This is a genomic window from Streptomyces odontomachicola (assembly GCF_039605595.1).
Classification (GTDB): domain Bacteria; phylum Actinomycetota; class Actinomycetes; order Streptomycetales; family Streptomycetaceae; genus Streptomyces.
On sequence record NZ_JBCFOK010000012.1, the window covers coordinates 82,802 to 106,243 of the forward strand.

The 23,442-nt window shown below is 69.3% G+C and carries 24 protein-coding genes, 1 tRNA gene and 2 pseudogenes; 13 read left to right on the plus strand and 14 right to left on the minus strand.

What is annotated here, in order from left to right:
• Positions 1 to 16: 16 nt before the first annotated feature.
• The 4 genes from ABEE00_RS22225 to ABEE00_RS22240 form a co-directional block, all read right to left on the minus strand.
• On the minus strand, positions 17 to 724 hold the full coding sequence (locus ABEE00_RS22225) for a HEPN domain-containing protein (RefSeq protein ID WP_345747373.1): 708 nt from the start codon (positions 722 to 724) through the stop codon (positions 17 to 19).
• Positions 724 to 1,905 carry a DUF262 domain-containing protein gene (locus tag ABEE00_RS22230; protein WP_345747374.1) on the minus strand — a complete coding sequence of 394 codons (1,182 nt, stop codon included), beginning with the start codon at positions 1,903 to 1,905 and terminating at the stop codon, positions 724 to 726. Before ABEE00_RS22230 ends, ABEE00_RS22225 begins: the two co-directional genes overlap by 1 nt.
• 162 nt (positions 1,906 to 2,067) lie before the next feature.
• Positions 2,068 to 2,751, minus strand: coding sequence for a RibD family protein (locus ABEE00_RS22235; RefSeq protein ID WP_345747375.1), 684 nt, complete (start codon positions 2,749 to 2,751; stop codon positions 2,068 to 2,070).
• Between the two features lie 41 nt (positions 2,752 to 2,792).
• Entirely contained in the window at positions 2,793 to 3,155 is a 363-nt protein-coding gene (locus tag ABEE00_RS22240; RefSeq protein WP_345747376.1) for a hypothetical protein, read from the minus strand.
• A gap of 25 nt (positions 3,156 to 3,180) precedes the next feature.
• On the opposite strand from ABEE00_RS22240, the gene ABEE00_RS22245 reads away from it, so the two are divergent.
• Positions 3,181 to 3,561: a hypothetical protein gene (locus tag ABEE00_RS22245; RefSeq protein ID WP_345747377.1), complete on the plus strand. Its 381-nt coding sequence runs from the start codon at positions 3,181 to 3,183 to the stop codon at positions 3,559 to 3,561.
• Positions 3,562 to 3,987: 426 nt separating this feature from the next.
• On the opposite strand, the pseudogene ABEE00_RS35855 reads toward ABEE00_RS22245, so the two are convergent.
• Positions 3,988 to 4,260 (minus strand): annotated as a pseudogene (locus tag ABEE00_RS35855) (helix-turn-helix domain-containing protein); the annotation flags it as partial.
• 67 nt (positions 4,261 to 4,327) lie between these two features.
• Between ABEE00_RS35855 and ABEE00_RS22250 the strand changes: the two are divergent.
• From ABEE00_RS22250 to ABEE00_RS22260, 3 genes and pseudogenes are all read left to right on the plus strand, one after another.
• Positions 4,328 to 4,615, plus strand: a pseudogene (locus ABEE00_RS22250) (tyrosine-type recombinase/integrase); the annotation flags it as partial.
• A gap of 865 nt (positions 4,616 to 5,480) precedes the next feature.
• Positions 5,481 to 5,771: a hypothetical protein gene (locus tag ABEE00_RS22255; RefSeq protein WP_345747378.1), complete on the plus strand. Its 291-nt coding sequence runs from the start codon at positions 5,481 to 5,483 to the stop codon at positions 5,769 to 5,771.
• Between the two features lie 39 nt (positions 5,772 to 5,810).
• Positions 5,811 to 6,395 (plus strand): hypothetical protein, encoded by a 585-nt coding sequence (locus tag ABEE00_RS22260; RefSeq protein ID WP_345747379.1) that lies wholly within the window; start codon positions 5,811 to 5,813, stop codon positions 6,393 to 6,395.
• Positions 6,396 to 6,467: 72 nt separating this feature from the next.
• Here the strand turns inward: ABEE00_RS22260 and ABEE00_RS22265 are convergent.
• The 4 genes from ABEE00_RS22265 to ABEE00_RS22280 form a co-directional block, all read right to left on the minus strand.
• A tRNA-Ser gene (locus tag ABEE00_RS22265) sits at positions 6,468 to 6,552 on the minus strand.
• A 10-nt stretch (positions 6,553 to 6,562) separates the two neighbouring features.
• Entirely contained in the window at positions 6,563 to 7,087 is a 525-nt protein-coding gene (gene tadA / locus ABEE00_RS22270) for a tRNA adenosine(34) deaminase TadA (protein WP_345747380.1), read from the minus strand.
• 259 nt (positions 7,088 to 7,346) lie between these two features.
• Positions 7,347 to 7,895 (minus strand): tRNA adenosine deaminase-associated protein, encoded by a 549-nt coding sequence (locus tag ABEE00_RS22275; RefSeq protein WP_345747381.1) that lies wholly within the window; start codon positions 7,893 to 7,895, stop codon positions 7,347 to 7,349.
• 213 nt (positions 7,896 to 8,108) lie between these two features.
• On the minus strand, positions 8,109 to 8,336 hold the full coding sequence (locus ABEE00_RS22280; protein WP_345747382.1) for a hypothetical protein: 228 nt from the start codon (positions 8,334 to 8,336) through the stop codon (positions 8,109 to 8,111).
• A 92-nt stretch (positions 8,337 to 8,428) separates the two neighbouring features.
• On the opposite strand from ABEE00_RS22280, the gene upp reads away from it, so the two are divergent.
• Positions 8,429 to 9,064, plus strand: a complete 636-nt coding sequence (gene upp / locus ABEE00_RS22285) for a uracil phosphoribosyltransferase (RefSeq protein ID WP_345747383.1) — start codon at positions 8,429 to 8,431, stop codon at positions 9,062 to 9,064.
• 103 nt (positions 9,065 to 9,167) lie between these two features.
• Here upp and ABEE00_RS22290 read toward each other — a convergent pair whose 3' ends face one another.
• The 3 genes from ABEE00_RS22290 to ABEE00_RS22300 all read right to left on the minus strand — a co-directional run bounded on the left by ABEE00_RS22290 (position 9,168) and on the right by ABEE00_RS22300 (position 12,012).
• A complete protein-coding gene (locus ABEE00_RS22290; protein ID WP_345747384.1) occupies positions 9,168 to 9,998 on the minus strand; it encodes a LytR C-terminal domain-containing protein in 831 nt (276 codons plus the stop codon).
• A gap of 144 nt (positions 9,999 to 10,142) precedes the next feature.
• Complete coding sequence (locus tag ABEE00_RS22295; protein WP_006377352.1) at positions 10,143 to 10,439, minus strand: type II toxin-antitoxin system VapB family antitoxin; 297 nt, start codon at positions 10,437 to 10,439, stop codon at positions 10,143 to 10,145.
• Between the two features lie 82 nt (positions 10,440 to 10,521).
• Positions 10,522 to 12,012: a M28 family peptidase gene (locus ABEE00_RS22300; protein ID WP_345747505.1), complete on the minus strand. Its 1,491-nt coding sequence runs from the start codon at positions 12,010 to 12,012 to the stop codon at positions 10,522 to 10,524.
• Positions 12,013 to 12,286: 274 nt separating this feature from the next.
• On the opposite strand from ABEE00_RS22300, the gene ABEE00_RS22305 reads away from it, so the two are divergent.
• Positions 12,287 to 12,982 carry a PepSY domain-containing protein gene (locus tag ABEE00_RS22305; protein ID WP_345747385.1) on the plus strand — a complete coding sequence of 232 codons (696 nt, stop codon included), beginning with the start codon at positions 12,287 to 12,289 and terminating at the stop codon, positions 12,980 to 12,982.
• Positions 12,983 to 13,107: 125 nt separating this feature from the next.
• Here ABEE00_RS22305 and ABEE00_RS22310 read toward each other — a convergent pair whose 3' ends face one another.
• Complete coding sequence (locus ABEE00_RS22310) at positions 13,108 to 14,283, minus strand: acyltransferase family protein (protein ID WP_345747386.1); 1,176 nt, start codon at positions 14,281 to 14,283, stop codon at positions 13,108 to 13,110.
• A 505-nt stretch (positions 14,284 to 14,788) separates the two neighbouring features.
• Here ABEE00_RS22310 and ABEE00_RS22315 point away from each other — a divergent pair.
• The 7 genes from ABEE00_RS22315 (at position 14,789) to ABEE00_RS22345 (ending at position 22,132) form a co-directional block, all read left to right on the plus strand.
• Complete coding sequence (locus ABEE00_RS22315) at positions 14,789 to 15,244, plus strand: BlaI/MecI/CopY family transcriptional regulator (RefSeq protein ID WP_345747387.1); 456 nt, start codon at positions 14,789 to 14,791, stop codon at positions 15,242 to 15,244.
• A 3-nt stretch (positions 15,245 to 15,247) separates the two neighbouring features.
• Complete coding sequence (locus ABEE00_RS22320; protein ID WP_345747388.1) at positions 15,248 to 16,198, plus strand: M56 family metallopeptidase; 951 nt, start codon at positions 15,248 to 15,250, stop codon at positions 16,196 to 16,198.
• A 112-nt stretch (positions 16,199 to 16,310) separates the two neighbouring features.
• A complete protein-coding gene (locus tag ABEE00_RS22325) occupies positions 16,311 to 16,730 on the plus strand; it encodes a (2Fe-2S) ferredoxin domain-containing protein (protein WP_345747389.1) in 420 nt (139 codons plus the stop codon).
• 136 nt (positions 16,731 to 16,866) lie between these two features.
• Positions 16,867 to 18,288 (plus strand): amidase, encoded by a 1,422-nt coding sequence (locus tag ABEE00_RS22330; protein WP_451918645.1) that lies wholly within the window; start codon positions 16,867 to 16,869, stop codon positions 18,286 to 18,288.
• Positions 18,285 to 18,950 (plus strand): TetR/AcrR family transcriptional regulator, encoded by a 666-nt coding sequence (locus ABEE00_RS22335; RefSeq protein ID WP_345747391.1) that lies wholly within the window; start codon positions 18,285 to 18,287, stop codon positions 18,948 to 18,950. Before ABEE00_RS22330 ends, ABEE00_RS22335 begins: the two co-directional genes overlap by 4 nt.
• A gap of 72 nt (positions 18,951 to 19,022) precedes the next feature.
• A complete protein-coding gene (locus ABEE00_RS22340) occupies positions 19,023 to 19,571 on the plus strand; it encodes a hypothetical protein (protein WP_345747392.1) in 549 nt (182 codons plus the stop codon).
• Between the two features lie 245 nt (positions 19,572 to 19,816).
• On the plus strand, positions 19,817 to 22,132 hold the full coding sequence (locus ABEE00_RS22345) for a terpene synthase family protein (RefSeq protein ID WP_345747393.1): 2,316 nt from the start codon (positions 19,817 to 19,819) through the stop codon (positions 22,130 to 22,132).
• Here the strand turns inward: ABEE00_RS22345 and ABEE00_RS22350 are convergent, their stop codons facing one another.
• Entirely contained in the window at positions 22,133 to 23,359 is a 1,227-nt protein-coding gene (locus ABEE00_RS22350) for a hypothetical protein (RefSeq protein ID WP_345747394.1), read from the minus strand.
• Positions 23,360 to 23,442: the final 83 nt, after the last annotated feature.

Below are 23,442 nucleotides of genomic sequence, written 5' to 3' on the forward strand. Positions count from 1 at the left end.
TTCGTAAAATATTTCTCTAAGGATAGATGCTCTGGCGGAGCTGATATTGCACTAGCTTATCTAGTGGCGCAAGAAGCTTTAGCACAGCGTCGACAGCTGCCACTTCGTCAGAAGGTGACGGGAGGCGGCGGATAGTGGCGTCATTACCGGGTGATGTTCTCCTCCTGTATCTGCGCCAAATTTCTCTTCGACTTAGGTGGGCTGCATCACCGCGATCTCTTCCCAAGCGGGCAAGCAAATCCAGTAAGCTGCTATCTAGCAGCGAGGAGTCGATTCCTATCCAGCCCATGAGCTTGCGAACATCTTTAGGTTTAATCCCGTTATTATTGTATATAATTGATGTCTCAACCCATTTAATTGCCTCGTCTAGGATTGAACTGGCGTACTGGTGCATTGCGTGTGAGTCCAAAAATGCAGAACTCGCATCATTCTTTCCATCAAGGAAACATTTCGAGTGGTAGTGAGTCAAAGCTGAAGCTGCTGGGTAGGTAACCTTTCCATTCTGCCTTTCAAATATTTTCAGGCTGCTGAGAAGTGCACTCAGAACAGTGTCCTCTAGATGTCTTTCAATTTCTGCATGCATTAGCACTCTGTAAGCTAGGGCGCGATCGAATTCCTCATCAGATGGTGGTGTGCCCCACGACGAGCGAGGGCCCAGCAGGTTATTCCGCAGGACACGTTCCCGGTTTCTCAGGCGTTTCAGCCGGCGCGTGATGCTTGCCATTAACTCACCATCTTCGCCAATACGTCACGTGCACCCGTCACCTGTTCGATCATCTCTGACCACAACTCAAACCGCCCTCGTACTGCTTCTTTTGATTTAGTGGTTGTTGTGATGAATTGAGAGAAGGGGTGACTCGTAGAGAGGGACTCCACCGCTTCACGCAGTTCTCTGCTGTTGATCGATAGACAAGTACGCCGCAATTCTTCATTGCGCAGCGTGGCTGTCACAACGTCGAAAAGCGGTGCGTTGAAGCGAGGGAGGTACCTTTCTCCGGTATACCGGAAAAATGCAGTGGATCCGAATATGGTAAAAGCCGAGTCGATAGCAGCGTCGAGTTCCTCACCTCTCACTTCGTAGCTTTGGCGCACCCGTTCCCAGTTTTTTCCCGCCCACTTGGCCTCTTCGTCCAGGAATTTCCTAAGGTCACCCTGGTAGTTTGCGTAATTGCGACAAAATGCGAGATGGCGAAGTGCTGTTTCTGCGTCCCGCATTCGAAAATCTGGCTGCTTAATGCGGCGCGCACGCTGCAGAGCACTCGAATTTGCGGAGTACTCGTCCAGCCACTTCATGAATTCATTCATGTGCAGCGCGCGTCGGAGTTCATGCGAAGAGAGACTCACGCTATTCTGGTTCAGGCGATGAAAGATTGCGTGAAGCGCTCGTTCATCTGAATAGCCTTGAACTACCACAGTTCGGATTGGCTGAACCAATAGATTTTCCCAGTGCTCGCTGAGTTCTGGGTCATTGAGGACAGTCTTGAGCATCTTGCCCTGAAGGTCAGATAGAATTTCAAGCTTAGGGAATCTCTTACGGTTTTCAGGCTTTTGTAGGTCGGCTGCGAATTTAAGCGCCAGGAGCCTCTGTTTTCCGTCGAGTACAACGAACTTGTTCCGGCTTCCCTTTTGCGCTGCGAGGACTATTTGCGGTACAGGGATGCCGAGCATCAAGGACTCCAGGAATCGCCAGGTCTTTGCGGGATTCCAGACCGGATTTCGCTGATAAGTGGGGGAGACGTTAATTGCCTCCCTTTCCATTCGCTCGATTACTGTAGTTACAGACCAATCTACCGTATACGTCGTGATGTTCTTGAAGATTGCTTCATCTGATCCGAGATCTTCTTCTGAGTCCTCGTCAATCTCGTCCTCGATGTCAAGGTCGAGGTAAGGGTCTTTTGCTTCCATGCTGCCTCAATTCAATTCGTACTTCTGCGTATCTTATTGTTGCGTGAACAGGTTAGCTGTGTCGCAGGGTGATTGACTGTGATCTACAATACTGTTCCTTTCAGCGAGTGTGTCCAAGAGAGTTCGCTCGCTCCGTCCGGCGCTCGTCATATTCGCGCCGGCTCATTCGCCACTGTCTTCCTTCGGGAGGTACCGCAGGAGGACAACATCGCCGACCGGGCGGGCCTCTGCCAGCTTCATGCGGCGTGTGGTGGCCCACGGGTAGTCCGCGGGGTTCAGGAAGCGGGGGGCGCCAGCCTGGCCGACCACCAGGGGCGCCACGACCATGTGGATCTCGTCGGCGAGGTTCTGGGAGAGGAAGGCGGTGTGGACCTGGGTGCCGCCCTCGACGAGCAGTCGACCGATCCCACGCTCGCCTAGGTCGTCGAGCATCGCGCCGAAGTCCAGGTCTGGGCCCGTTGAGACGACGTCGGCGAGGTTGCCGAGGCGGGCGCGGAGGCCCTCTGCTGCGGCGTCTGTTGTGTAGGCGACCTTCTCCCCGCCGTGGTGCCAGAACTTCAGGTCTTCCTTGAGGTCGCCGCTCTTGGTGACTGTGACCTTAAGCGGGTAGGCGGGCTTGCTGGCGGCCTCGCGCTCGGCCCGGCGTTCCTCGCTGTTCACCAGTAGCCGCGGGTTGTCGGCTCGCATCGTGCTGGCGCCGATGAGGATCGCGTCGGAGTCGGCGCGGACCTGGTCGACGCGGTCGAAGTCATCGGGGTTGCTCAGCAGCAGGCGCGTCGAGCTGGTGTCGTCGATGTAGCCGTCGATCGAGGTCGCGACCTTGAGCAAGACGTACGGGCGGGGCACTGGTATCTCCTGGGAACTTGTCGGGTGAGGGCGGCGGTTGGTCACGCTTGCTTCAGCACGGCTTCCTTCATCGCCTCCCGGAACTCGCTCACGCTGGCAACGCTATGCCACTTCTCCAGGCCGGTTTCGAGGCGCGCAAGCTCACGAGTGATGCGGCCGGAGCCGGTCTCTACGCCGATGTGGAGGGCCTGCAAACCGGCCCGCCCGGCTTCCTCGGCTTCGCCGGCGCCGGAGAGGGCGACGGCCTGCCTGGCGAGGTGGACGCCTCGTTCCCGGTGGTAGTCGGCAGGCAGGTTGTCGATGGCGCGGCCGAAGCCGTCCGCTGCGGCTTGGAAATCGCCGAGAGTGTTGAGGCTCCGGGCTCGCTGGGCCTCGATATAGGCCGCGTCGAGCCAGATGCCCAAGGCGGAGTCCGGGTCGGTCCATGCTTTGACGCAGGTCGTGCGCGTGGTCGTAAGCGCGCTTGCATGCGTCGGTGTCGCCTCGCAGCGCGTGAGCGTGGGCTCCGTACGTCGCGGCTACAGCTGCGAGTCGGCTGCCTGGCTGCGCGTGCTGCTCGGCGGCCTCGGCCACATCCAAAGCGTCGATCGAATCGTGCATGTCGCCGGCGAGCTGGCTGCGCCTGGCCAGGATGAAGGTCGTGAGCTGCGTGTCATTGCTCAGGTGGGACATCTCCAGGGCCTCGCGCATCCAGTGCTGCGCTGCACGGAAGTTCCTCGTGTCCTGGTGGAGCCAGCCGGCGAGTTCCGCGTACCGCGCGTGCAGCTGCAAGAGCCGCCTACGGTCCTCGCCCCGCACCTGCTGCCGTAGAGACTTCATCGCCGCGAGCTGACGCTCGACGGCCGGGATGCTCTGGTACGGGCCGAACAGCTTGTCGCTGTCGATGAGTACGCGGTGCGTGGCTTCCAGGTGCTCGATCGGGTTGGCTCCCGACAGAGTCCCATGTGCCGGAGCGGACGCGCCGAGGGCTGTGGCATCCGAGAGCGCGGCGCTCGCCGCTGCGGTTCCCAGCGTGCCGAGCAGCGCACGGCGCGAGATGGACACGAAGATGATCCTTCCGTCGTCGGTGCGTGCGGGGACGGAAATCCCCTCCGACGACGCTCCCTCAAGCCCGGCACCGTCCTCCAGTAGGACAGAACCGTTGGACACATCAGGGCCCGGTTTGGACACATGGCCACGTGCCGATGTGCCCTCGGAGGCGCCCTCCCTGTACTCCCGGTACAGGCGAACCAGCGAACCACCGGCGTCCAGTGCATGGTCATAGGCCGTGACCAGGTCGGCCGAGGCAGCCTGGTCGCCGCGCTCCGCGCGAGCCATGTAACTGGCGTTGAACAGGATCTTCTTGCTGAGCTTGCCGAGTGAGAGGCGGCGGTGGTTCCGCCACTCGCGCATCTCGGCCCCGAGCCGATGCTGAGGGCTGGCGTTCGGTGTCAGCTCTCTCGGCCGTTGCCCCACTCGTTCTCCCCCTCGCTCCCCATGTGGCCTTCGTGGCTGCCTGCTGGCGGCCACATGTCAGACCTTTGGTCGGCCAAGTCCCGTGGCTACAAAGGAGTCACAGGCAGAAACCAGCCTATCGACGCAGGTCCGAGAGGACTACGACGAATGGAAGGAGCTACTCAGGTCAGCAAAGGTCCGAGACGGCCGCCTCCACGACGCCCGGCACACGGCCGCGACAGTGCTGCTGATCCTCGGAGTGCCGGAACGAGCCGTGATGGGACTCATGGGCTGGTCGTCGACTGCGATGGCCGCCAGGTACCAGCACATGGTCGACACGGTCCGAAACAGCATCGCTGAACAGGTCGACGGGCTCATCTGGGAACAGAAGCCTGAGCACGATGACGACCAGAACGGCGGGATCTCGTAGCGGACAGCCGAGAAGTCTGAGGGGGCTGGCCCAACTGGTCAGCCCCCTCCGTTGTCCCCTGGCCTGCCGAGAAGCGAGGGCATGGTCTCTGACGGGCTGCAAGGATTTGTGCATGCCAATACGAACCACAAGATCGCGGCTTCTTCACCGAACGTCTCGGCTCCTCTCGGATCGTTACCTCGCTTCATTAGCGGACGGGCTAAGAGTCTTGTATCCCGGGGGGCTACCAACTCAAGTCAGACGGGCCGTGGTTCGATGGTCATACGGGTTCGTGATCACGGCCCCCCTCCGAGTAGTCGCGGCAGTGCTGCTGGTTGGGTGGGTGTCAGGGGGCTCATCCAGGTCCTATTTCGAAGGTCTGTGGACGTTCGGGGCGTCCTATCTGAGCAAGGCGGGCGCCAGTCGCCAGGCGGTAGAGAACGCCACCGCAGAGGGCTGGAGAACCTTCTCTATGGAGGTGATCGGTCTGGCGATCATTGTGACTACTGTTTGGTTCACTCTGGCCACGTTCGCTGGTGTCTTCGTCAGCAGGAGTCATAAGAGGACTGCCCGGGACCACCTGTTAATGCTGGAACGGCGCTACCGTGCATCGGTCGCGCTGTATCAGTCTGCTGCTCGGTGTGGCCGAGCTCGCGTGAGTTCTGGTTGGGCGCGACCCTCGATCGAAGCGGACGTCAAGAACACATACCTTGCTGAACAGGCGATACGTCAGGCGTGGCGTACAACACGACCGACCTCCGGGGCGATCACAGGGTATAGAAGAGTGCACTTGAAGAGGCATGCTGGGCGTGTGGTTGCGGCAGTTCGGGCGGCCTCGCTCCGTGTTGATGCAGACCCAGACGAAGGGCTGCGGGAGCTTGGCCTAATGCTCGCCACCATCGCTGAACGGTGCGCGGAGGGCCGTGCTGGAGCACTTCTGGATGAGGAGCAGCTCGCTGGCCATGAGCCAGTACGTGACTACGAAGCCCTCCGCATCATGTCGGCCGCCATCTTCGTGGCAGTCGCTGCGATTGGCATCGCGCTTCTCCGGCTGCCTGCCACAGTGGCGGCGCCGCTTACGAGCGCGGCAGGGGTGATCGGAGTCGCACTCGTCTATCGCAAGGCGGCACGGCAGGGGATGGAGACCATGGGGGCCTTGTTCGGCAGCGGCAAGTGACGGGTTCGACTGCCGCTCGTGTCCGGGCATCCTGCCTCCATGGATCAAGGAGTAGCGGCAGTCATCGCCGCAGTGGTGGCGCTCGTCGGAGCTGTCGCTGGTGCTGCCGTGGGTGGCATCACGGCAGCGCGTGGCGCGCGTATCGGTGCTGAGACGACGGCACGGGCAACCGTGGAACAGGTGCGTGACCAAGCGGCCATGGACCATGAGCATTGGTTGCGCGGGCAGCGCTTGGAGGCGTGTACGGCCTTACTCGCGGCGTACGACGAGTACGCCATCGTCGCGTCGAACATGACGAGAGCCGTTGAGGGGGAGGTCACGGGGTCTGCAGAGTTGGGCCTAGCGTTCGGGCAGTCCGTCACCGACTTCAGGAAGTCCTTCTTCCAGGTTCGACTCGTGGGGCCACCTGACGTCTGTGAGCGAGCGATGGAACTCCGAAGAGGTCTAGAAGATCACAAGGAGTGTGTTGAGCAGTGGACGGACGCGTTCGTTGACATGGACGGTTGCACTGCGGCTGCAGCACAGGCCGAAGAAGAACGGCTTCGTTACCGGCTCGGAGACCTTCACGACGAGTTCGTGGCGGCAGCGACCCACTCAGCGACCCGCTCGCCAGCGGCTGAGTGATCGCGCGAGTCCAACTGAGACGCCCCACGCAGAAGGGCCGGACCCCCACCGGGGTCCGGCCCTTCTCATCTGCGGTAGCGGTGGGATTTGAACCCACGGAGAGTTTCCCCTCACTCGCTTTCGAGGCGAGCTCCTTCGGCCGCTCGGACACGCTACCGAGAGGAACTCTAATCAAACGATGGCCGTGTGCCCAAATCGGCGGGCGGGGAGCGGAAGAAGGTGGTGAGCAAAGCGGCGCAATCTCGGGCAAGTACGGCGTCGATGACCTCGGGGCGGTGGTTCAGGCGGCGGTCGCGTACGACGTCCCAGAGGGAGCCGGCCGCGCCCGCCTTCGGGTCGGCCGCCCCGTACACCACCCGGTCCACGCGGGAGAGGACGAGCGCGCCCGCGCACATCGTGCACGGCTCCAGCGTCACCAGCAGGGTGCAGCCGCTGAGCCGCCACTCGCCGCGCGCGCGGGCGGCCCGGCGGAGGGCGAGGACCTCGGCGTGCGCGGTGGGGTCGCCGGTGGCCTCGCGCTCGTTGCGGCCCCGGCCCAGTACGGCGCCGTCCGGGCCGAGGACCACGGCGCCGACCGGCACGTCCCCCGTACGGGGTGCGAGCTCCGCCTCGGCGAGGGCCTCGCGCATGGCGGGCCGCCAGGGATCGCGTACGGGGTCGGCGGGGGGCGGGGTCGGCGTGGACTCGGTCATGCGACCAGTGTCCACCGCCCCGCCGAGCCCCGTACGACGCCCAAGCCCCGTACGACGCGCTCAAGCCCCGTACGACGCGCCCAAGCCCCGTACGACGCGCCCAAGCCCCGTACGACGCGCCCAAGCCCCGTACGACGCCCAAGCCCTGTGCGGCAGCCAAGCCCCGCAGGACCGCACAGCGCCCGGCCCCGTACGACCGCTCAGCCCGGCGCAGGCTCAGAGCCGAGCCCGGAATCCCGGCACAGGCCCAGCGCAGCGATCAGCGCACCGCCTCCAGCACATCCGGACACCCCAGCGCGTCCGCGATCTCGCTCAGCGCGTCCTCCGGCGTGAGCGAGAGCAGTGCCTTCTCCTCCAGGCCGAGGTCGGTGAGGAGGTCGGACGAGCCGATCGGGCCCGGGGGCGCCTCGGTGTCGGCGGCCTCGCCGGACGCCTCGGCCTCCGGCTCCTCCTCGTCCTGCTCCGGTTCGCCGTCCTCGGTGCCGTCCAGCTCGGTGAGCTGGTCGAGTACGGCGGGGTCCTCGGGCTCGCGGCCCAGCAGCTCGTCGGAGAGCAGGATCTCGCCGTACGAACTGCGCATCGCGGCCGCCGCGTCGGAGACGAAGACCCGCGGGTCGTCCTCACCGTCCACTCTCACGACCCCGAACCACTCGCCCTCCTGCTCGATGCAGACCAGCACCGTCTCGTCGTCGGTCGCGGCCTCCCGGGCCAGGTCGGCCAGGTCGGCGAGGGTCTCCACATCGTCGAGCTCCGTGTCGCTCGCTTCCCACCCGTCTTCGGTGCGCGCGAGCAGTGCGGCGAAATACACCGTGACTCTCCCACTGGTTTCGGATGTGCCCGAGTGCTGCTGACATGACGAGGAGCATGTCCATCGAGGTGCATGGCCCCGCCCCATCGGAATCGTGGCAGAAACCCGCGCTGTGCGAAGGGTCTTCGACAGTGCGTCGTGCAGGTGTTTTCCCGGAGCTCGCCGATGAGTTGGCGGCGCGTTGGCGGTGCGTCCGCCCGTGGCGACGCACCGTCACCAACGGAAGGTGCGCATGCGCATCTGCTGCCGCATGCGTGCGGCCCGCGCGCGCCGCGGCTGTACGCGGTCGCGGAGCTCCTTCGCCTCGTTCAGCTCTCGGAGAAAACGGGCCCTGCGGCGGAGCCTCTCGGCGTCGGCGCGCTCACCGCGCCCGCTCTTCGGCTCCCTCTGCGCATCCCTCTTCGACTCCCGCGCCCCGTCGGGCCGCTGAGGTTCGGACATATGCACACCTCCGGCGTACCGCCCACCTTCCACCCAAGGGTCCGGGGTACGCCAGTGCGAGCAGGGCGTTCCGTCTCGGATAATGTCGAGGCATGCGGACCCACGTCGTCGACCACCCCCTGGTCGCGCACAAACTCACCACCCTGCGAGACGAGCGCACCGACTCCCCCACCTTCCGCCGGCTGGCGGACGAGCTGGTGACGCTGCTCGCGTACGAAGCGACCCGGGATGTGCGCACCGACGAGGTCGGCATCCGTACCCCGGTCACGGAGACCACCGGCGTACAGCTCAAGCGCCCGCGCCCGCTGGTCGTGCCGATCATCCGGGCGGGGCTGGGCATGCTCGAGGGCATGGTCCGGCTGCTGCCCACGGCGGAGGTCGGCTTCCTCGGGATGGCGCGGGACGAGGAGACGCTCACGCCGACGACGTACGCGAACCGGATGCCGGACGACCTGTCCGGGCGGCAGGTGTACGTGCTCGACCCCATGCTCGCGACCGGCGGCACCCTCGTCGCGGCGATCCAGGAGATGATCAGGCGCGGCGCCGACGACGTGACCGCGCTCTGCCTCCTGGCCGCGCCCGAGGGCGTCGAGGTGATGGAGCGCGACCTGGCCGGCAGCCCGGTGACCGTCGTGACGGCCGCCGTGGACGAGCGGCTGGACGAGAACGGCTTCATCGTCCCGGGGCTCGGCGACGCGGGCGACCGGATGTACGGCACGGCGGGCTGAGGCCCCCTCCGACCCGAGCCGGTTCCGTACGGGGATCAGCCCTCGTACGGGGGCAGCCCTCGTACGGGATCAGTCCTCGTACGGGATCAGCCCCGGTACGGGATCAGCACTTCCCGGTCGCCGCGGTCGCCGTCGGCTTCGGCTTCGGCTTGGGCTTGTGCGACAGCCCGTCGAGGGCCCGCAGCTTGCTGTCCGCCTGCTCCCTCGGGACCAGCTTCGTGAAGCCGTGGCCGATGACGAGGTCGATGCGGTCGGCCTGCTTGCCGGTGCGCGCCTCGTAGCGGGTCTTGACGTCGCCGATCTGGGTGCCGAGCGCCTTGAGCCTGGCGGTGTTCTCCGCGCCCGGGGCGCCGAGCAGCAATCCGCCGTGCTTCACCTTCTTCTCCAGCGCCGGGGGCGCGTTGCCGACGTCGCCGGTCTTGAAGCCGCGCTTCTCGAGCTCGTCGGCCGTCTTCTTGGCGAGTCCGCCGCGCTTGGTGGCGTTCAGGACGTTCACGGTGACCTTGCCGGGGGAGTGCGCCGAGTGCTTGCCGACGCCACTCGTGTCGCCCTTGCCGGAACGTTCCTCCAGCGACCGCAGTACGGGGTCGGCGGTGAAGCCCGCGGCCTCGGCGACCTTCCCGCCGCCCTGCCCGCCGGGCCCGCACGGCGCGCTCCCGGAGCCCCCGGAGCCCCCGGATCCTGCCCCGCTCGCGCTGGCCCTGTCGCCGCCCGAGAACACGTCCACGAGCTGGAGCGTGCCCCAGCCCAGCACCGCCAGCGCGCAGACCGCGGCGACGGAGGCGAACGCGAGCCGGCGGCGGCCGCGGCGGCGCGAGGGGAAGCCGAGGTGGTAACTGTCGCCCTGATAGCGGAAGTCGCCGTAGCGGCCGCCCTTGAGCCGCTTCTTGCGGCCGGGCCTGCCGCCCATGCCAGGCGGAGTGAGCATGCTCATAACCGCAGAGTAATGCGGCGTGCGCACTATGCCTACAAGCTGATCGGTGACCACGCCGCAGGCGGCCCGTTCGGCGCAACGAAAAACTGACGCCCCGTCACGCGGGGCGTCAGGTGGTGCGCCTTGCGGTGCGCCGCTCCGGCCTCAGTCCATCTCCAGCACGCGGGCGTGCAGAACCTGACGCTGCTGCAGCGCGGCCCTTACGGCGCGGTGCAGGCCGTCCTCCAGATAGAGGTCGCCCTGCCACTTCACGACGTGCGCGAAGAGGTCTCCGTAGAACGTGGAGTCCTCGGCGAGCAGGGTCTCCAGGTCGAGCTGGCCCTTGGTGGTGACCAACTGGTCGAGGCGCACCGGGCGTGGGGCAACATCCGCCCACTGGCGGGTGCTCTCCCGGCCGTGGTCGGGGTACGGCCGCCCGTTTCCGATTCGCTTGAAGATCACACGGAAAGCCTACCGGGACCGGGCCACCGGGCGCAGCCTCCCGGCGCGCCCGGTGACTCCCTTCCGGACCTTGTTCATGGGCCTACGGCAGGGCGCGGGTGTCCCAGGCGTACCGTCCGACCGAGTCCGCGATCGCCTTGATGTTGACGTCGAAGGCGTGCCTGTCGATGTTGCGGAGGGTGTCGCAGGACTGGTGGTAGCAGCCGTCGTACGCCTTGCCCGCCGTGCCGCCCCACAGCTTCCGCTCCGCCTCGGTCTTCACGCCCTCAGCGCCGGTGAAGGTGCCGCCGGCCGGGATGCCGGCCTCGATGAACGGGCCGTAGTCGGAGCGCCCGGTGAAGTCGGTGCCCTTGGGGGTCTCGCCGCGCGAGGCGATGAACTTGTTGATGCGCGCTTCCAGTTCGCCCGAGCCCTCGGGGCCCGGGCCCGACCCCGTACCGTCCGAGTCGTCGCCGTCGTAGACGAACAGGCCGTAGTTGGGTGAGGCGATCATGTCGAAGTTGAGGTAGGCGGTGATCTTCTTGCGCTCGGGCTCGGGGAGCGACTTCACGTAGTGCTCCGCGCCGAGCAGCCCCAGCTCCTCTGCCGACCACAGGGCGAAGCGGATCTTGTTGGGCGGCTGGTGGTGGCCGCCCCTGGTGGCCTTGGCGAGCTGGAGCGCGGTCTCCAGGACGCCGGCCGAGCCCGAGCCGTTGTCGTTGATGCCGGGGCCCTCGGGCACGGAGTCGAGGTGGGCGCCGATCATCACGGTGTCGCCCTTGCCGCCGCCGCGGGTCTCGGCGATGACGTTCGGCGTCGTGCGCTGCTCCTGGAACTCGCGCAGCTCCAGGTTGACCGTGACGGTGCCCTTTCCGGCCTCGGCCGCCAGGGCCTCGCCGTCGGCCTGGGTGATGCCGCCGGTGGGGATGCGGGCGGCGCCGGCCTCTCCGAGGGTGCCGTTCAGGTCGCCCGCGGTGTTGTTGTAGATCACCGCGCCGACGGCGCCCGCGCCGGCCGCGGCCGCCTGCTTCTCGGCGAAGGAGCAGCCGCCGCGCTTGATGAGGGCGATCTTGCCCGCGTAACCGCCCGAGGAGTAGTCGGACGCGGTGCAGCCGCTGGTGCCGTCCGCGTCCACCGGCACGGCGGCCAGCGCCGCCTCGACGCCGCCCTCGGGGGTGCTCTTGGTGTACGTCATGAGCTTGATCTGCACGTCGCGCGGACTGGGCGCGCGGACCGAGAGCTTCTCCGCGAGGGTCTTGCGGTAGGTGAACTCGAAGTCCTGGTACGTGACTTTGTAGCCCGCTGCCTTGAGCAGGGAGCCCGCGTAGCGCGCGGACTTGAGGTGGCCGTTGCTGCCCGCCGCGCGGTTGCCGCCGTTGGCGTCGGCTATCGCCTGGAGCGCCTTGAGGTGGCGGGTGGCGTTCTTGGCGGTGGTGCGCTGCACGAGCTGGTGCGCGAGCTTCTCGGCCTGCCTGCCGGGGTCGGGCTTGCCGGGCGGCGCGGCGTCGGCGGAGGTGGCGAGGAGCAACGGGGCCGCGAGGGTGCCGGCGGCGAGCGCGGCGAGCGCGCGGGTGGTCCGGCGGGGCCGGCGTATCCGGCGCCCGGCGGGTCCGGCGGGTCTTCGGGGCGAAGCGTCCACGGTTCGGGTCCTTCCGCTGTGGATGGTGACGGCGGGACGGCTGTGCGTGGGGGGCTTCGTGTCCAGCGGGGCCGGGGGTCCTCCCGGGCCGCACGGTGCGGACGCGATGAAGCGGGAACGTAGCGGGAATCCGGGCCAGAGGGAATGAAAGCGGTTCAAGTTGGCCGGTGTTCGCCGGTTCGCCGTTGCCCTCCCGGGATCGCGGAGGGGGAGGGGATAAAAAGGCGTTATGCGAAGAAACTGGAGAATCATCGCGGTCGCCGGGGCCGCATCACTGCTGCTCGGGGCCGCCCTGTCCGGGTGCTCGGACGGCGGCTCGAAGGGCGGTACGGGGTCGTCCCCCAGCGCCTCGGCCTCCCCCTCGTCCAAGGGCCCCGCGCCCTCGTCATCGCCGCCGTCGGCCGGCCCGGGCGAGTCCTCGCCCGCCTCCGTACGGAACGGTGCGCGGGCCCTGGCCACGGCGGCGAAGGCGGTGTCCGGCACGGCGGCGTACGCCATCGAGCACGACGCAGAGGGGCAGCGCGACTGGGTCGTGAAGACCGCGGAGAAGAACGGCGGGGCCTACGACGGCAAGCAGTACGCGGTGCGGGTCTCGGACGACGGCGGGACGGTCAGGGGCAAGCGCGGGCGCTCCGACAAGGACGACGACGCGGCCAAGCTGGAAGGCAGCAAGGTCACGCTCCAGGACGCGGTGCGCAGGGCCTCCGAGGACCACCCCGGCGAGGAACTGGACTCGGCGGAGATCGACAAGACCCGCCGCGGCACCGAGATCGGCGGCCCGGAGGGCACGGCGGTGTGGGAGGTGCGGCTGGCCAACCCGGCGAGCGCCAGCCCGGACGAGGACGGCGGCAGCGACGTGCAGAAGACCGAGGTCGTGATCGACGCGGTGACCGGCAAGCAGCTCACCGAGCGGGGCGCGGATTGAGGGCGCGCCGCTCTCGTCCGATTTCGCCCTCGTACGGCGCCGTTCTCGCACGGGGTCCCGCCCGTACGATGAAGGCCGCACTCCCGGAGTGCCGGGGTGCGGCCTTCATCGTGTGACCCGCGGGGTCAGGCGGTCTTGCGGTGGCGCTTGCGTGCGGTGGACTCCTCCGGCGCGTCCGGCTGGAAGGCCCAGGGCATCTTCGGCTCCATGGCCCAGCGGAACGCCTTCTGCACGGGCGGCGTGCAGAGCGCGGTGATCACCGTTCCGGCGAACAGCGTGATGAGGACGGCGCCCCACGGCGTGTTCACCCAGTCCGCTTCGTACCAGTCCCAGAAGCGGGAGCCCTTGGCCAGGAAGCCGTGCAGCAGATAGCCGTACAGCGTCCCGGCGCCCAGGGCCGTGAACCACGTGTGCCGGCGCGGCACCCAGGCCAGGAAGCACGCGGTCAGCACGAGCGAGCAGCCGAACATCGCGAAGGTCATCACCACGCCGGCCGACCACGGGACGCCCAGCTCCTGGGCGCTGTCGCGGTGGTAGAACCAGGCGGCGTTCATGCGCTCGACGGCCCAGTACGAGAAGACCAGCGCGCCCGCGATCACCGGCAGGGACAGCAGCCTGGCCCTGCGGGTGCGCACCAGGTCGAAGTGCTCGGCGCGCAGGTTGAGGCCGATCACGAAGAACGGCAGGAACTGGAGCACCCGCTGGAGGTCCAGGTCGTCGCCGATGTCGGGCGAGACGGCCGCCAGGGTGGCGATCGCGAGCGAGAGCGGGACGGGCCAGCGGACCACCTTCCAGATCGGCGTGGTCAGCCGCCAGATGAACAGCGCGATCAGGAACCAGGTCAGATACCAGGGGTCCAGCAGCGTGATCGCGTGGCCCGGGTCGTCGTCGGCGTAGCGCTTGAAGAGCGAGTACGCCGTCTCGAACAGCACATAGGGCACGGCCACCCCGGTCAGCAGCCGCTTGAGCTGCTGCGGCGTGCCGCGGAAGCTCCGCGACATGTAGCCGGAGATGACCATGAAGGCCGGCATGTGGAAGGCGTACACGAAGATGTAGAGCGCACCGGCGGCGCGCGAGCCGTCGCGCAGCGGCTCCCAGGAGTGGCCCATCGCGACGAGCACGATGGCCAGGTACTTGGCGTTGTCGAAGAACGGGTCCCGCTTCTTCGCGCCGGCCGCGGCCTTCTGCCGGTCCTGCTGCGGGGCCTTCTGCTGGTCCTGCGCGGACTGCGGGGCTTGCGGGGAGCCGCCCGCTGCGGGCTCAGCCGGACGCTTGTCGAGCGTGACGGTGCCGAGCTGCATGGTCTGTTCCGCGGCGTTCCCCGGGGAAGTGGAACGCTCAGCGGGGAGCGGGGAACTCCCGGGGTAGAGGCTGTTGGTCACCGGCCCTCCGAGCGGGAACGGTCGGAACGTACGGGGTGCCCCAGGCGCGGTGCGGCGGGGGAAGAGGGGGACATCGACAGCACTGTAGTAGTGCCGGTTCGGCGGGTAAATCCCCTGGTGACACCGTGGGAATTCACCGGGGACGCCGGGCGTACCGCGCGGTAGCCGGAATAGGTTACGCGCTCTTCCCGCGCTCAATTCACCGGGGTGGGCCGGGAGTTCGGCGGCCGCCCCCGATGTCCCGCTGTGTCGCGGAGTAAGCGCGGCGTAGGTTTTCGCTGTGTGGTGCGTGCCTCGTAGAAGCGGAGCGTTCGCGGGGCACCGCGCGGCCGCGCGGCTGCGTAGGATGCGGACCGATTCCGTGCGTCCCTCGGGAGGATCCCCGCAGGGACACCGCGAGCACCGTTGAGGAGAGGTGGCCCGCATGGCGAAGCCGGACGACGGCGCCGGAGCGGCGCGCCGGCGCCGCGCACGCAAGCGCGGCCAGGGCGAGCTGGAGGCCCGCGTGCTGTCCGTGCTGCGCACGGCACCGGAGCCGGTGAACGCCGCCTGGGTACAGCAGCGGATCGGCGAGGACCTGGCGTACACCACGGTCGTGACCATCCTCGGCCGGCTGCACGAGAAGGAGATCGTGCACCGCACCCGCTCGGGCCGGGCCTACGTGTGGTCCCCCGCGGCCGACGAGGCGGGCATCGCGGCGCTGCGCATGCGCAAGGTGCTGGACAGCGAGGACGACAGGGACGCCGTGCTGGCGAGCTTCGTCTCCTCGCTCTCCGAGCAGGACGAGCGGCTGATGCGGGACCTGCTGAGGGACGCGGAGAGAGCGGGTGGCGCCGGCTCGGGGGACTCGGAGGACGCCGACGGCCGCCCCGGTGACTGACCGATGGGCGTCTTCGTCTTCCTCCCGCTCGTCCTGCCGCTGACCGCGCTCCCGATCGTCCGGCTCGCCGAGCAGCACCTGCACCCGCGCGGCGCTACGCGGCTGCTCACCGTCTTCGGCTGCGTGCTCGCGCTGTGCAGCACGCTCTGCCTGGGCCTTCTGATGGTCGTGGGTACGGCGCAGCTACCGGGCAACCCGCTGCCGGACGGCTGGTCCGACCCCGAGGTGCGGGCCATGGTCCCCTTCCCCGAGCTGACCGGGTCCGCCGCGATCGTCGCGCTGGCCGGAGTGCTGGGCGCCTGCGCGGTGGCGGTCCGGCGGCACTACCGGGTGCGGGCGCGTGCGCGGCGCGCGCTGGCCGGAGTGCCGGAGGACCCCGCGGTGCTGCCGGACGCCGAGCCGTACGCGTACGCGCTCCCCGGCCGCCGGAGCGGGCCGCGCGGTGCGCGCGGCGGCCGGGTCGTGGTCTCCAGCGGCATGCTGGAGGGGCTCGCCGAGGACGAGCGCGAGGCGCTGCTGGCGCACGAGCGCGCGCATCTGACCGCCGGGCACCACCGCTTCCTGCTGCTGGTGCGGCTGGCGGGCTGCGCCAACCCGCTGCTGCGCCCGCTGCGGTCGGCCGTCGCGTACGGGGCCGAGCGCTGGGCCGACGAGGAGGCGGCCGGGGCGGTCGGCGACCGGAGGGCGGCGGCCCGCGCGGTCGCCAAGGCGGCGCTGGTCTCGCGCGGCGGCCCGGTCCCCGAACTGGCGGGCTTCGCCGCGGCCGGTCCCGTGCCGCGCCGGGTGGCGGCGCTGCTCGGCCCCGTACCGCCGGACCGCGGCTGGCCGCCGACCACCAGCCGCGCCGGGCTCGCCGCGATGGTCGCCGCGGTGGGCACGACGGCCTCAGCACTCTCTTCGCTGAACGCGACGACGGCGCTGTTCCTGGTGTTGCAGGCGACGGCTTCGCTCTGAGGGCGTCGCTCTGAGGCGTGGGCGCTTCGCGCCGCGGCCCCCGTACGAGGTGTGGGCAGCCCTGCCCGGGCGCCCGCCCGGCCCGTTGACCCGCGCGTATAGGCTCGGCCGAATGACTGCTCAGCGCACCTTCCGCATAGGCGCAGCACGCAATCGACCCTGCACGCTGGTCGTGTGCCGCGGGTGCTGCTGCGGTGACCCGCGCAAGCACCCGGGCTTCGACCACGCCTGGCAGCTCGACCGCCTGGAGGCCGCTGCCGCCGCCTCGCAGGGCCGCTTCGCGGTGCGGACCAGCGACTGCCTCGGGATATGCGAGCAGGCGAACGTCGTGGTGGTCCAGCCCTCGGGCGAGGGCAGGCGCAGGGGCGGGCGCGCCGCCTGGGTCGGCTGGGCGATGGGCGACGACTGCACCGAGGACCTGCTGACGTGGGCCGAGGCGGGCGGTCCCGGGGTGGCCGAGCCCCCCGAGGCGCTGGAGCTCCAGCTCATCAAGGCGCCGAGCGCGGCGAAGTCCGCGAACGCCAAGAAGTAGCCGGCCCCCGCTCCCTTCCGCCTTCCTCTTGAGCGCCGACTTACCCGGGGTTACCCTCCCAACTGTTCGTTCGAACGAACAGTCGCGTCGGGAGGTGGTGACCGTGACCGCTCCGGAGAACGCCGGACTCGCGGAAATGGCACGGGAGTTGGCGGCAGGACGCACGACGTCGGTGGAGCTCGTACGGCGCTCACTGGACCGCATCGCCGCAGGCCAGGACGGTGTCAACGCGTTCAGGCAGGTACGCGGGGAAGCGGCTCTCGCCGAGGCGGAGGCCGCCGACCTGGAGCGCGAACGGGAGGGCGCCGCACCCGAACGCCCGCTCCTGGGCCTGCCGTTGGCGGTCAAGGACGACACCGACGTGGAGGGGCTGCCCACCCTGTTCGGCTGCCGCGGCGAGCGCGAACCCGCCGCGCGCGACGGCGAGTCGGTACGCAGACTCCGCGCGGCCGGCGCGGTGCTGGTCGGCAAGACCAACTCCTGCGAACTGGGGCAGTGGCCGTTCACCGAGGGCCCTGGTTTCGGCGCCACCCGCAATCCGTGGAACACCGGCCACACACCGGGCGGTTCGTCCGGCGGCTCGGCGGCGGCGGTGGCCGCCGGGATGGTTCCGGCCGCGCTCGGCTCGGACGGCGCGGGCTCGGTGCGGATACCCGCTGCCTGGACCCACCTCGTCGGCATCAAGCCCCAGCGCGGCCGCATATCCACCGACCCGCGCCCCGAGTCCTTCCACGGGCTCACCGTGAACGGCCCGCTGGCCCGCACCGTCGCCGACGCGGCGCTGCTGCTGGACGCGGCCGCCGGACCGCACGAGGGCGACCTGCACCGGCCCGCGCCGGTGCGCGCGCTGGACGCCGCGCGCCGCGAGCCCGGGCGGCTGCGCATCGGCCTCGCCTGGCGCCCCCCGATCACCGCCACCCGCGCCCCGCTGCACCCCGAGGTGCGCCGCGCCGTCGAGGACATCGCCGAGGCGCTGGCCGGGCTCGGCCACGTCGTGGAGGAGGCCGCGCCCCGCTACGGGCTCATCGGCCTGGCCTTCGTGCCGCGCGCCTCCGCCGGGGTCGCGGAGTGTGCCGCCGACTACCCGGACCCCTCGCTCTTCGACCCGCGCACGCGCGGGGCCGTGCGCACAGGGAAGCGGCTGGGCGGACGGGTGCTGCGCGCCGCGCGTGCGGCCGAGGCGCGGGAGCAGCGCAGGGTCGGCGCGCTGTTCTCCTCGTACGACGTGCTGCTGACGCCGACCACGGCTCGACCCGCGCCGGAGATAGGCCACTTCGACGGGATGAGCGGGCTGCGCACGGACATGGCGATGGCCGCTGTGTGCCCGTACGCCTGGCCGTGGAACGTGCTCGGGTGGCCCGGCGTGAACGTGCCGGCCGGGCGCACCCGCGCGGGCCTGCCGGTGGGCGCGCAGCTCCTCGGCCCGGAGGGCGGCGAGGAGCGGCTGATCTCGCTCGCCGCTCAACTGGAGGCCGAGCGGCGGTGGTACGAGGAGTGGCCGGAGGCGCAGGCGCTGACGGGTGCGGAGACGGCGGCGGCACGGGAAGGGGTGCGGTGAGCCCCTCCGAAGGCCCGTCGCGCGCGGCCCCCTCCGCCGCGCGCGCCCGCATCGTCGAGGCGGTGCTGCGGATCATCGGCGAGGACGGCGTCGCCGGGGTCACCAACCGGCGCATCGCGCGCGAGGCCGGCGTCTCGCTGGGCTCGGTCACGTACCACTTCGCCACCCAGCACGAGCTGCTGCGCGAGAGCCTGCTGCAGTTCGTCTCGGAGGAGACCCGGCGCTTCACCGAGCTCGCCGAGGAGAGCACAGCCGAGGGCATCGGCGTGGACGGCGCGGCCGAGCTGGCGGGGCAGGTCGCGGGCGGTACGGCGTTCGACAGCAGGCACATCGCGCCGTTCGAGCTGTATGTGCAGGCGGGGCGCGACGAGCGGCTGCGGGCCGCGGCGGGCGAGTGCTTCGCCGCGTACGACAGGGTCGCCGAGCGGGTGCTGAGCGGGCTCGGTGTACCGGACGCGGAGCGGCTCGCGCCCGCCGTGGTGGCGCTGGTCTTCGGCCAGCAGCTCCGCCGCCTGGCGACCGGCGCGCCGGCCGAGGAACTGACCGACGCGCTGCTGCTTTTCGCAGGTCGGAGCGGGGCGGGCGGTGGTACGGGAGGCGGTACGGGGAGTGGCGCCGGCCCCGGTGCTGTGCCCGGTTCCGGGGGCGGGAAATCCCCTTAGGGGGCGCCCCTGGCACTCCTGAGAGGCTCGTCAACTCCCCGTGTCCTGCCGTACTTTGCGAGGAGGGGGCAGGTGACTTGGGGGCGAGTGATGTTCCAGTCCGTATTCTTCGAACGGCAGCGGCTGCCGCGGCCGTTGGACCTCGCGGCGATGCTGGGCAGCCTCGTCGGGGTGGCCTTCTGCGTGTGGTTCGGCGAGAACCTCCCGTACGAGCCGTCCTGGGCCGGCCTCGCGGCGGCCAGCGCCGTGCTGCTGGTGCTCGGCTTCGGCATGGAGATGCGGGTGCGGGTGCGGGACGGCGCCGTCGTGCTGATGCTCACGCCCGTGTACCGCAAGGTGCTCCCGGCGTCCGCGATATCCGGCGCGTACGGGGGCGGCCCGCACCCCGGGCGCATACGCGGCGGCCGCGGGCTGCGCTGCCGCGCACACCACCGGATACAGGACCACCGCACGCCGGGCCGCCTGGTGCTGATGCTGCACGCGCGCTCCTCGGTCGAGCTGCGCACCGTGCACGGCAGGACGTACGTGGTGGGCACGGCACGGCCACAGGAACTCCTTTACGCGCTGCGGAACTTGGGTGTCGCGGTGTATCCGCGGGAGGGGCCGGCCGAGAGGGCGTGAGGGGGCGGCCGGGATGCCGTGATGGACCTGCCGGGGTGCCGTGAGGGGGCGGCTCCGGGCTCGCGGTTTCGGGCTCGGTCCGCTCGTGGGAACGGCAGTTCATCCTTTCGTGTGTTCGGTGGGCCGGGCCGGATGCCGCGCCGTGCGCCGGGGTAGATCGCAGGCCGCCGAAGTGACCGTCGGCTCAGGGACGTTGAGTCTGCGAGCGGCGGCACACGACAGCGACCAGAGAGACCGGGGAGCCCGTGTCACAGCCGTTTGACCTGCCGGACTTCTACACGCCGTATCCCGCCAGGCTGAATCCGCACCTGGAGACCGCCAGGGTCCATTCCAAGGAGTGGGCGGGGCAGATGGGCATGCTGGAGGGCTCCGGCGTGTGGGACACCTCCGACCTGGACGCCCACGACTACGCGCTGCTGTGCGCCTACACCCACCCCGACGCCTCGGGCCCCGACCTGGACCTGATCACCGACTGGTATGTGTGGGTCTTCTTCTTCGACGACCACTTCCTGGAGCTGTTCAAGTACCCGCGCGACCGTGCGGGCGGCAAGGAGCACCTGGACAGGCTCCCCGCCTTCATGCCGCTGGACGGTTCGGCCCCGGTGCTGGAGCCGCGCAATCCGGTGGAGGCCGGGCTCGCCGATCTGTGGGCGCGCACCGTTCCCGCGATGTCGGACGGCTGGCGCTCGCGCTTCTCCGAGAGCACCAGGAACCTGCTGAACGAGTCCCTGTGGGAGCTCGACAACATCACAGCGGAGCGGATCGCCAATCCGGTCGAGTACATCGAGATGCGCCGCAAGGTCGGCGGCGCCCCCTGGTCGGCCGGCCTCGTCGAGGTGTCGGAGCGCGCCGAAGTGCCGCACGCCGTCGCGGAGTCCAGGCCGCTGCGCGTGCTGCGCGACAGCTTCTCCGACGCCGTGCACCTGCGGAACGACCTCTTCTCGTACGAGCGCGAGGTCGGCACCGAGGGCGAGCTCAGCAACGGTGTCCTGGTCATGGAGACCTTCCTCGACTGCTCGACCCAGGAGGCGGCGGAGTCCGTCAACGACCTGCTGACCTCCCGCATCCAGCAGTTCGAGAACACCGCGCTGACCGAACTGGAGCCCCTCTTCGCCGAGTTCGCCCTCGCGCCGCACGAGCGCGCGGCGGTGCTCAAGTACGTGAAGGGGCTCCAGGACTGGCAGGCGGGCGGCCACGAGTGGCACATGCGGTCCAGCCGGTACATGAACGGTGCGGGGGAGGGAGCGGGTGAGAGCGCCGCCGGTCCCTCGCGGGCCATGCCTGGCAGCCCCCTCTTCGGGCTCGCGGCGGCCCTGGGCACCTCGGCCGCCGACGTGGGGCAGCTCGGGCCGGGACAGCTCGGGCTGGGGCAGCTCACCACCGTGCGCGCCGAGACCGCCCGCGCCCGCAGCCACGGCCACGTACCGTACGAGCGGGTCGGCCCCTCGCAGATCCCCGAGTCGGCCGGCATCCCGTACGCGGACCGGCACAGCCCCCACCTCGAGGGCGCGCGGCGCAATCTCGTGGAGTGGTCGCACCGCATGGGCATCCTGCGGCCGCAGCCCGGCGTCCCGCACTCCGACGTCTGGGACGAGGAGCGGCTGCGCGACTACGACCTGCCGCTGTGCGCCGCGGGCATCCACCCGGACGCCACAGCCGACCAGTTGGACATCACCTCGGCGTGGCTGGCCTGGGGCACGTACGGCGACGACTACTACCCCGCGGTCTTCGGCAGGCCCCGCGATCTGGCCGGCGCGAAGGCGCAGACGGAGCGCCTGAAGGGGTTCATGCCGGTCGACGAACCGGGCCCGGCCGCCTCCCCGACCCCGGCGAACGCGCTGGAGCGCGGCCTCGCCGAGCTCTGGTCCCGCACCGCCGGACCGCTGACCCCGACCGGCCGCCGGTCCTTCCGCACGGCCGTCGACGTGATGCTCGACAGCTGGCTGTGGGAGCTGGCGAACCAGGCGCAGAACCGTATCCCCGACCCCGTCGACTACATCGAGATGCGGCGCCTCACCTTCGGTTCCTCGCTGACCATCAGCCTCTCCCGGCTGGCGCTCGGCGACGTGATCGCGCCGGAGGTCTTCGCCAGCGGCCCGGTGCGCGCGCTGGAGAACGCGGCCTCGGACTACGCGTGCCTGATCAACGACGTGCACTCGTACCAGAAGGAGATCGAGTTCGAGGGCGAGGTCCACAACTGCGTCCTCGTCGTCCAGAACTTCTTCGACGTCGACTACCCCACCGGCCTCGCGATCACCGCGGACCTGATGAGCTCCCGCATGAGCCAGTTCCGGCACGTCGTGGACCACGAACTCCCGGTGTACGCCGCCGAGTACGGCCTCACCGACGAGACGGTCGCCGCCCTCGGTGCCTACGTGCGCGACCTCGAACTCTGGATCGCCGGCATCGCCACCTGGCACCGCGACTGCCACCGCTACAAGGAATCCGACTGCCACCGCCACACAGGCCCCACCAAGGCCTCGCCGGCCCCAACACACCTCCCGGGCCCACCGACGGGTCTGGGCACGTCGGCGGCACGGGTGGCGGGAGCACGGGGATAGCTACCGGGGCAACGCCCTGAGCTCCTCACCCAGTTCGCGATCTTCGATCTCGTGCCCGTACGCGAAACTCTGCAGCACCGCGGTCCCGTTCTTCGCCAGCCGCACGGCGTGGCAGGACTCCCGCTGCCGGCAGTCCTCGCAGTACCGGTGCGTCACGAAGGGCGACAGGGACACGGGGCCGTTCTCGGTGAGCACGTAGAAGGTGTCGTTCGCCGCAGGGACGTTCCAGGTGTACGTGCGCAGGTCGTGGTCGGGGTTGTCCCCCATCGCGTACTGCGCCGCGACCTGGAACGTCGCCTGCCTCGGCCGATAGTCGCTGGACACCACGAGCACCCAGGGCAGCCGCGTGAGGAACTCCGCCTTCGCCAACGCCTGTTCCAGATGCGCCATGCCGTCGCGCACACGGACCGCCGCCTCTTCCGGCGCCTTGGGCCCCTGCCGGTGCGCCGCGTGGTTGCGCTCCACACGCAGCGCGTCGAGGTGCGCCAGAAGCCCGGCATCGCCGTCGCCGTGCCGCAGCGCTTCGTGCAGTCCGGGTACGAGGCCGGGGTTGCCCGCGAGCAGGGCAGTGGAGTGCAGGAGCCAGTTCGTCCAGGCGCCGAAGGTGGGCCCTGACCCCTCGTAACTCTTCCTGAGCCTCGCCAGATTGCGTTCCCCGGCGCCGTGCTCGTGGAGCAGCGCCGCGGCGGTCACGCACACGGTGAGCGCGAGCGTCTCCGCCGCGTCGAGCATCGCGTCGTACTCGTCCTTGGACGTGTGGGCCCGCTGCAGCCCGTGCACGGCCCGGGCCACCGGGTGCGGGAAGGTCGCGCACGCCTTGGAGAGCCGCTCCGAAGCGGTCTCCGCCTGAGCTTTCGGAGACACCTGGGCAGCCGGAGCGGAGGACCGCACCGCATCACCCGCGGCCTGGCGTACGGGAGCGCCGGCCCTCGACGCGGAAGTGGTCCCGCCCGGGGCCGGTGGCCGTGCAGGGGCGGCAGCAGGTTCGGTGCGCGGCTGCTGGGCGCTGATCTCCGGCGTCCGCTGCCGCCGAGATCTCCACCTCCGCACCCGCAGCCGGACCCAGGCGGGAAGCGCACCGAAGAGGAGCCCGAAGGTCAGCGTCGCGAGCGCCGTGTCCAGCCAGCGGGGCAGGCCGCTGGTGGTCGGTTCGGAACTCGTTCCGATGCTGACGGCGCCCAGCAGCATGATCCCGACGGTCGCCCAGAACGCTCCGTCGCGATACACGGGCCCGTCGTACAGCTTCAGCACCGCATTACGACGCCTCGGAGGCACCTGCGGGCTGGGAGAAGCGACCCCACCACCGCTGT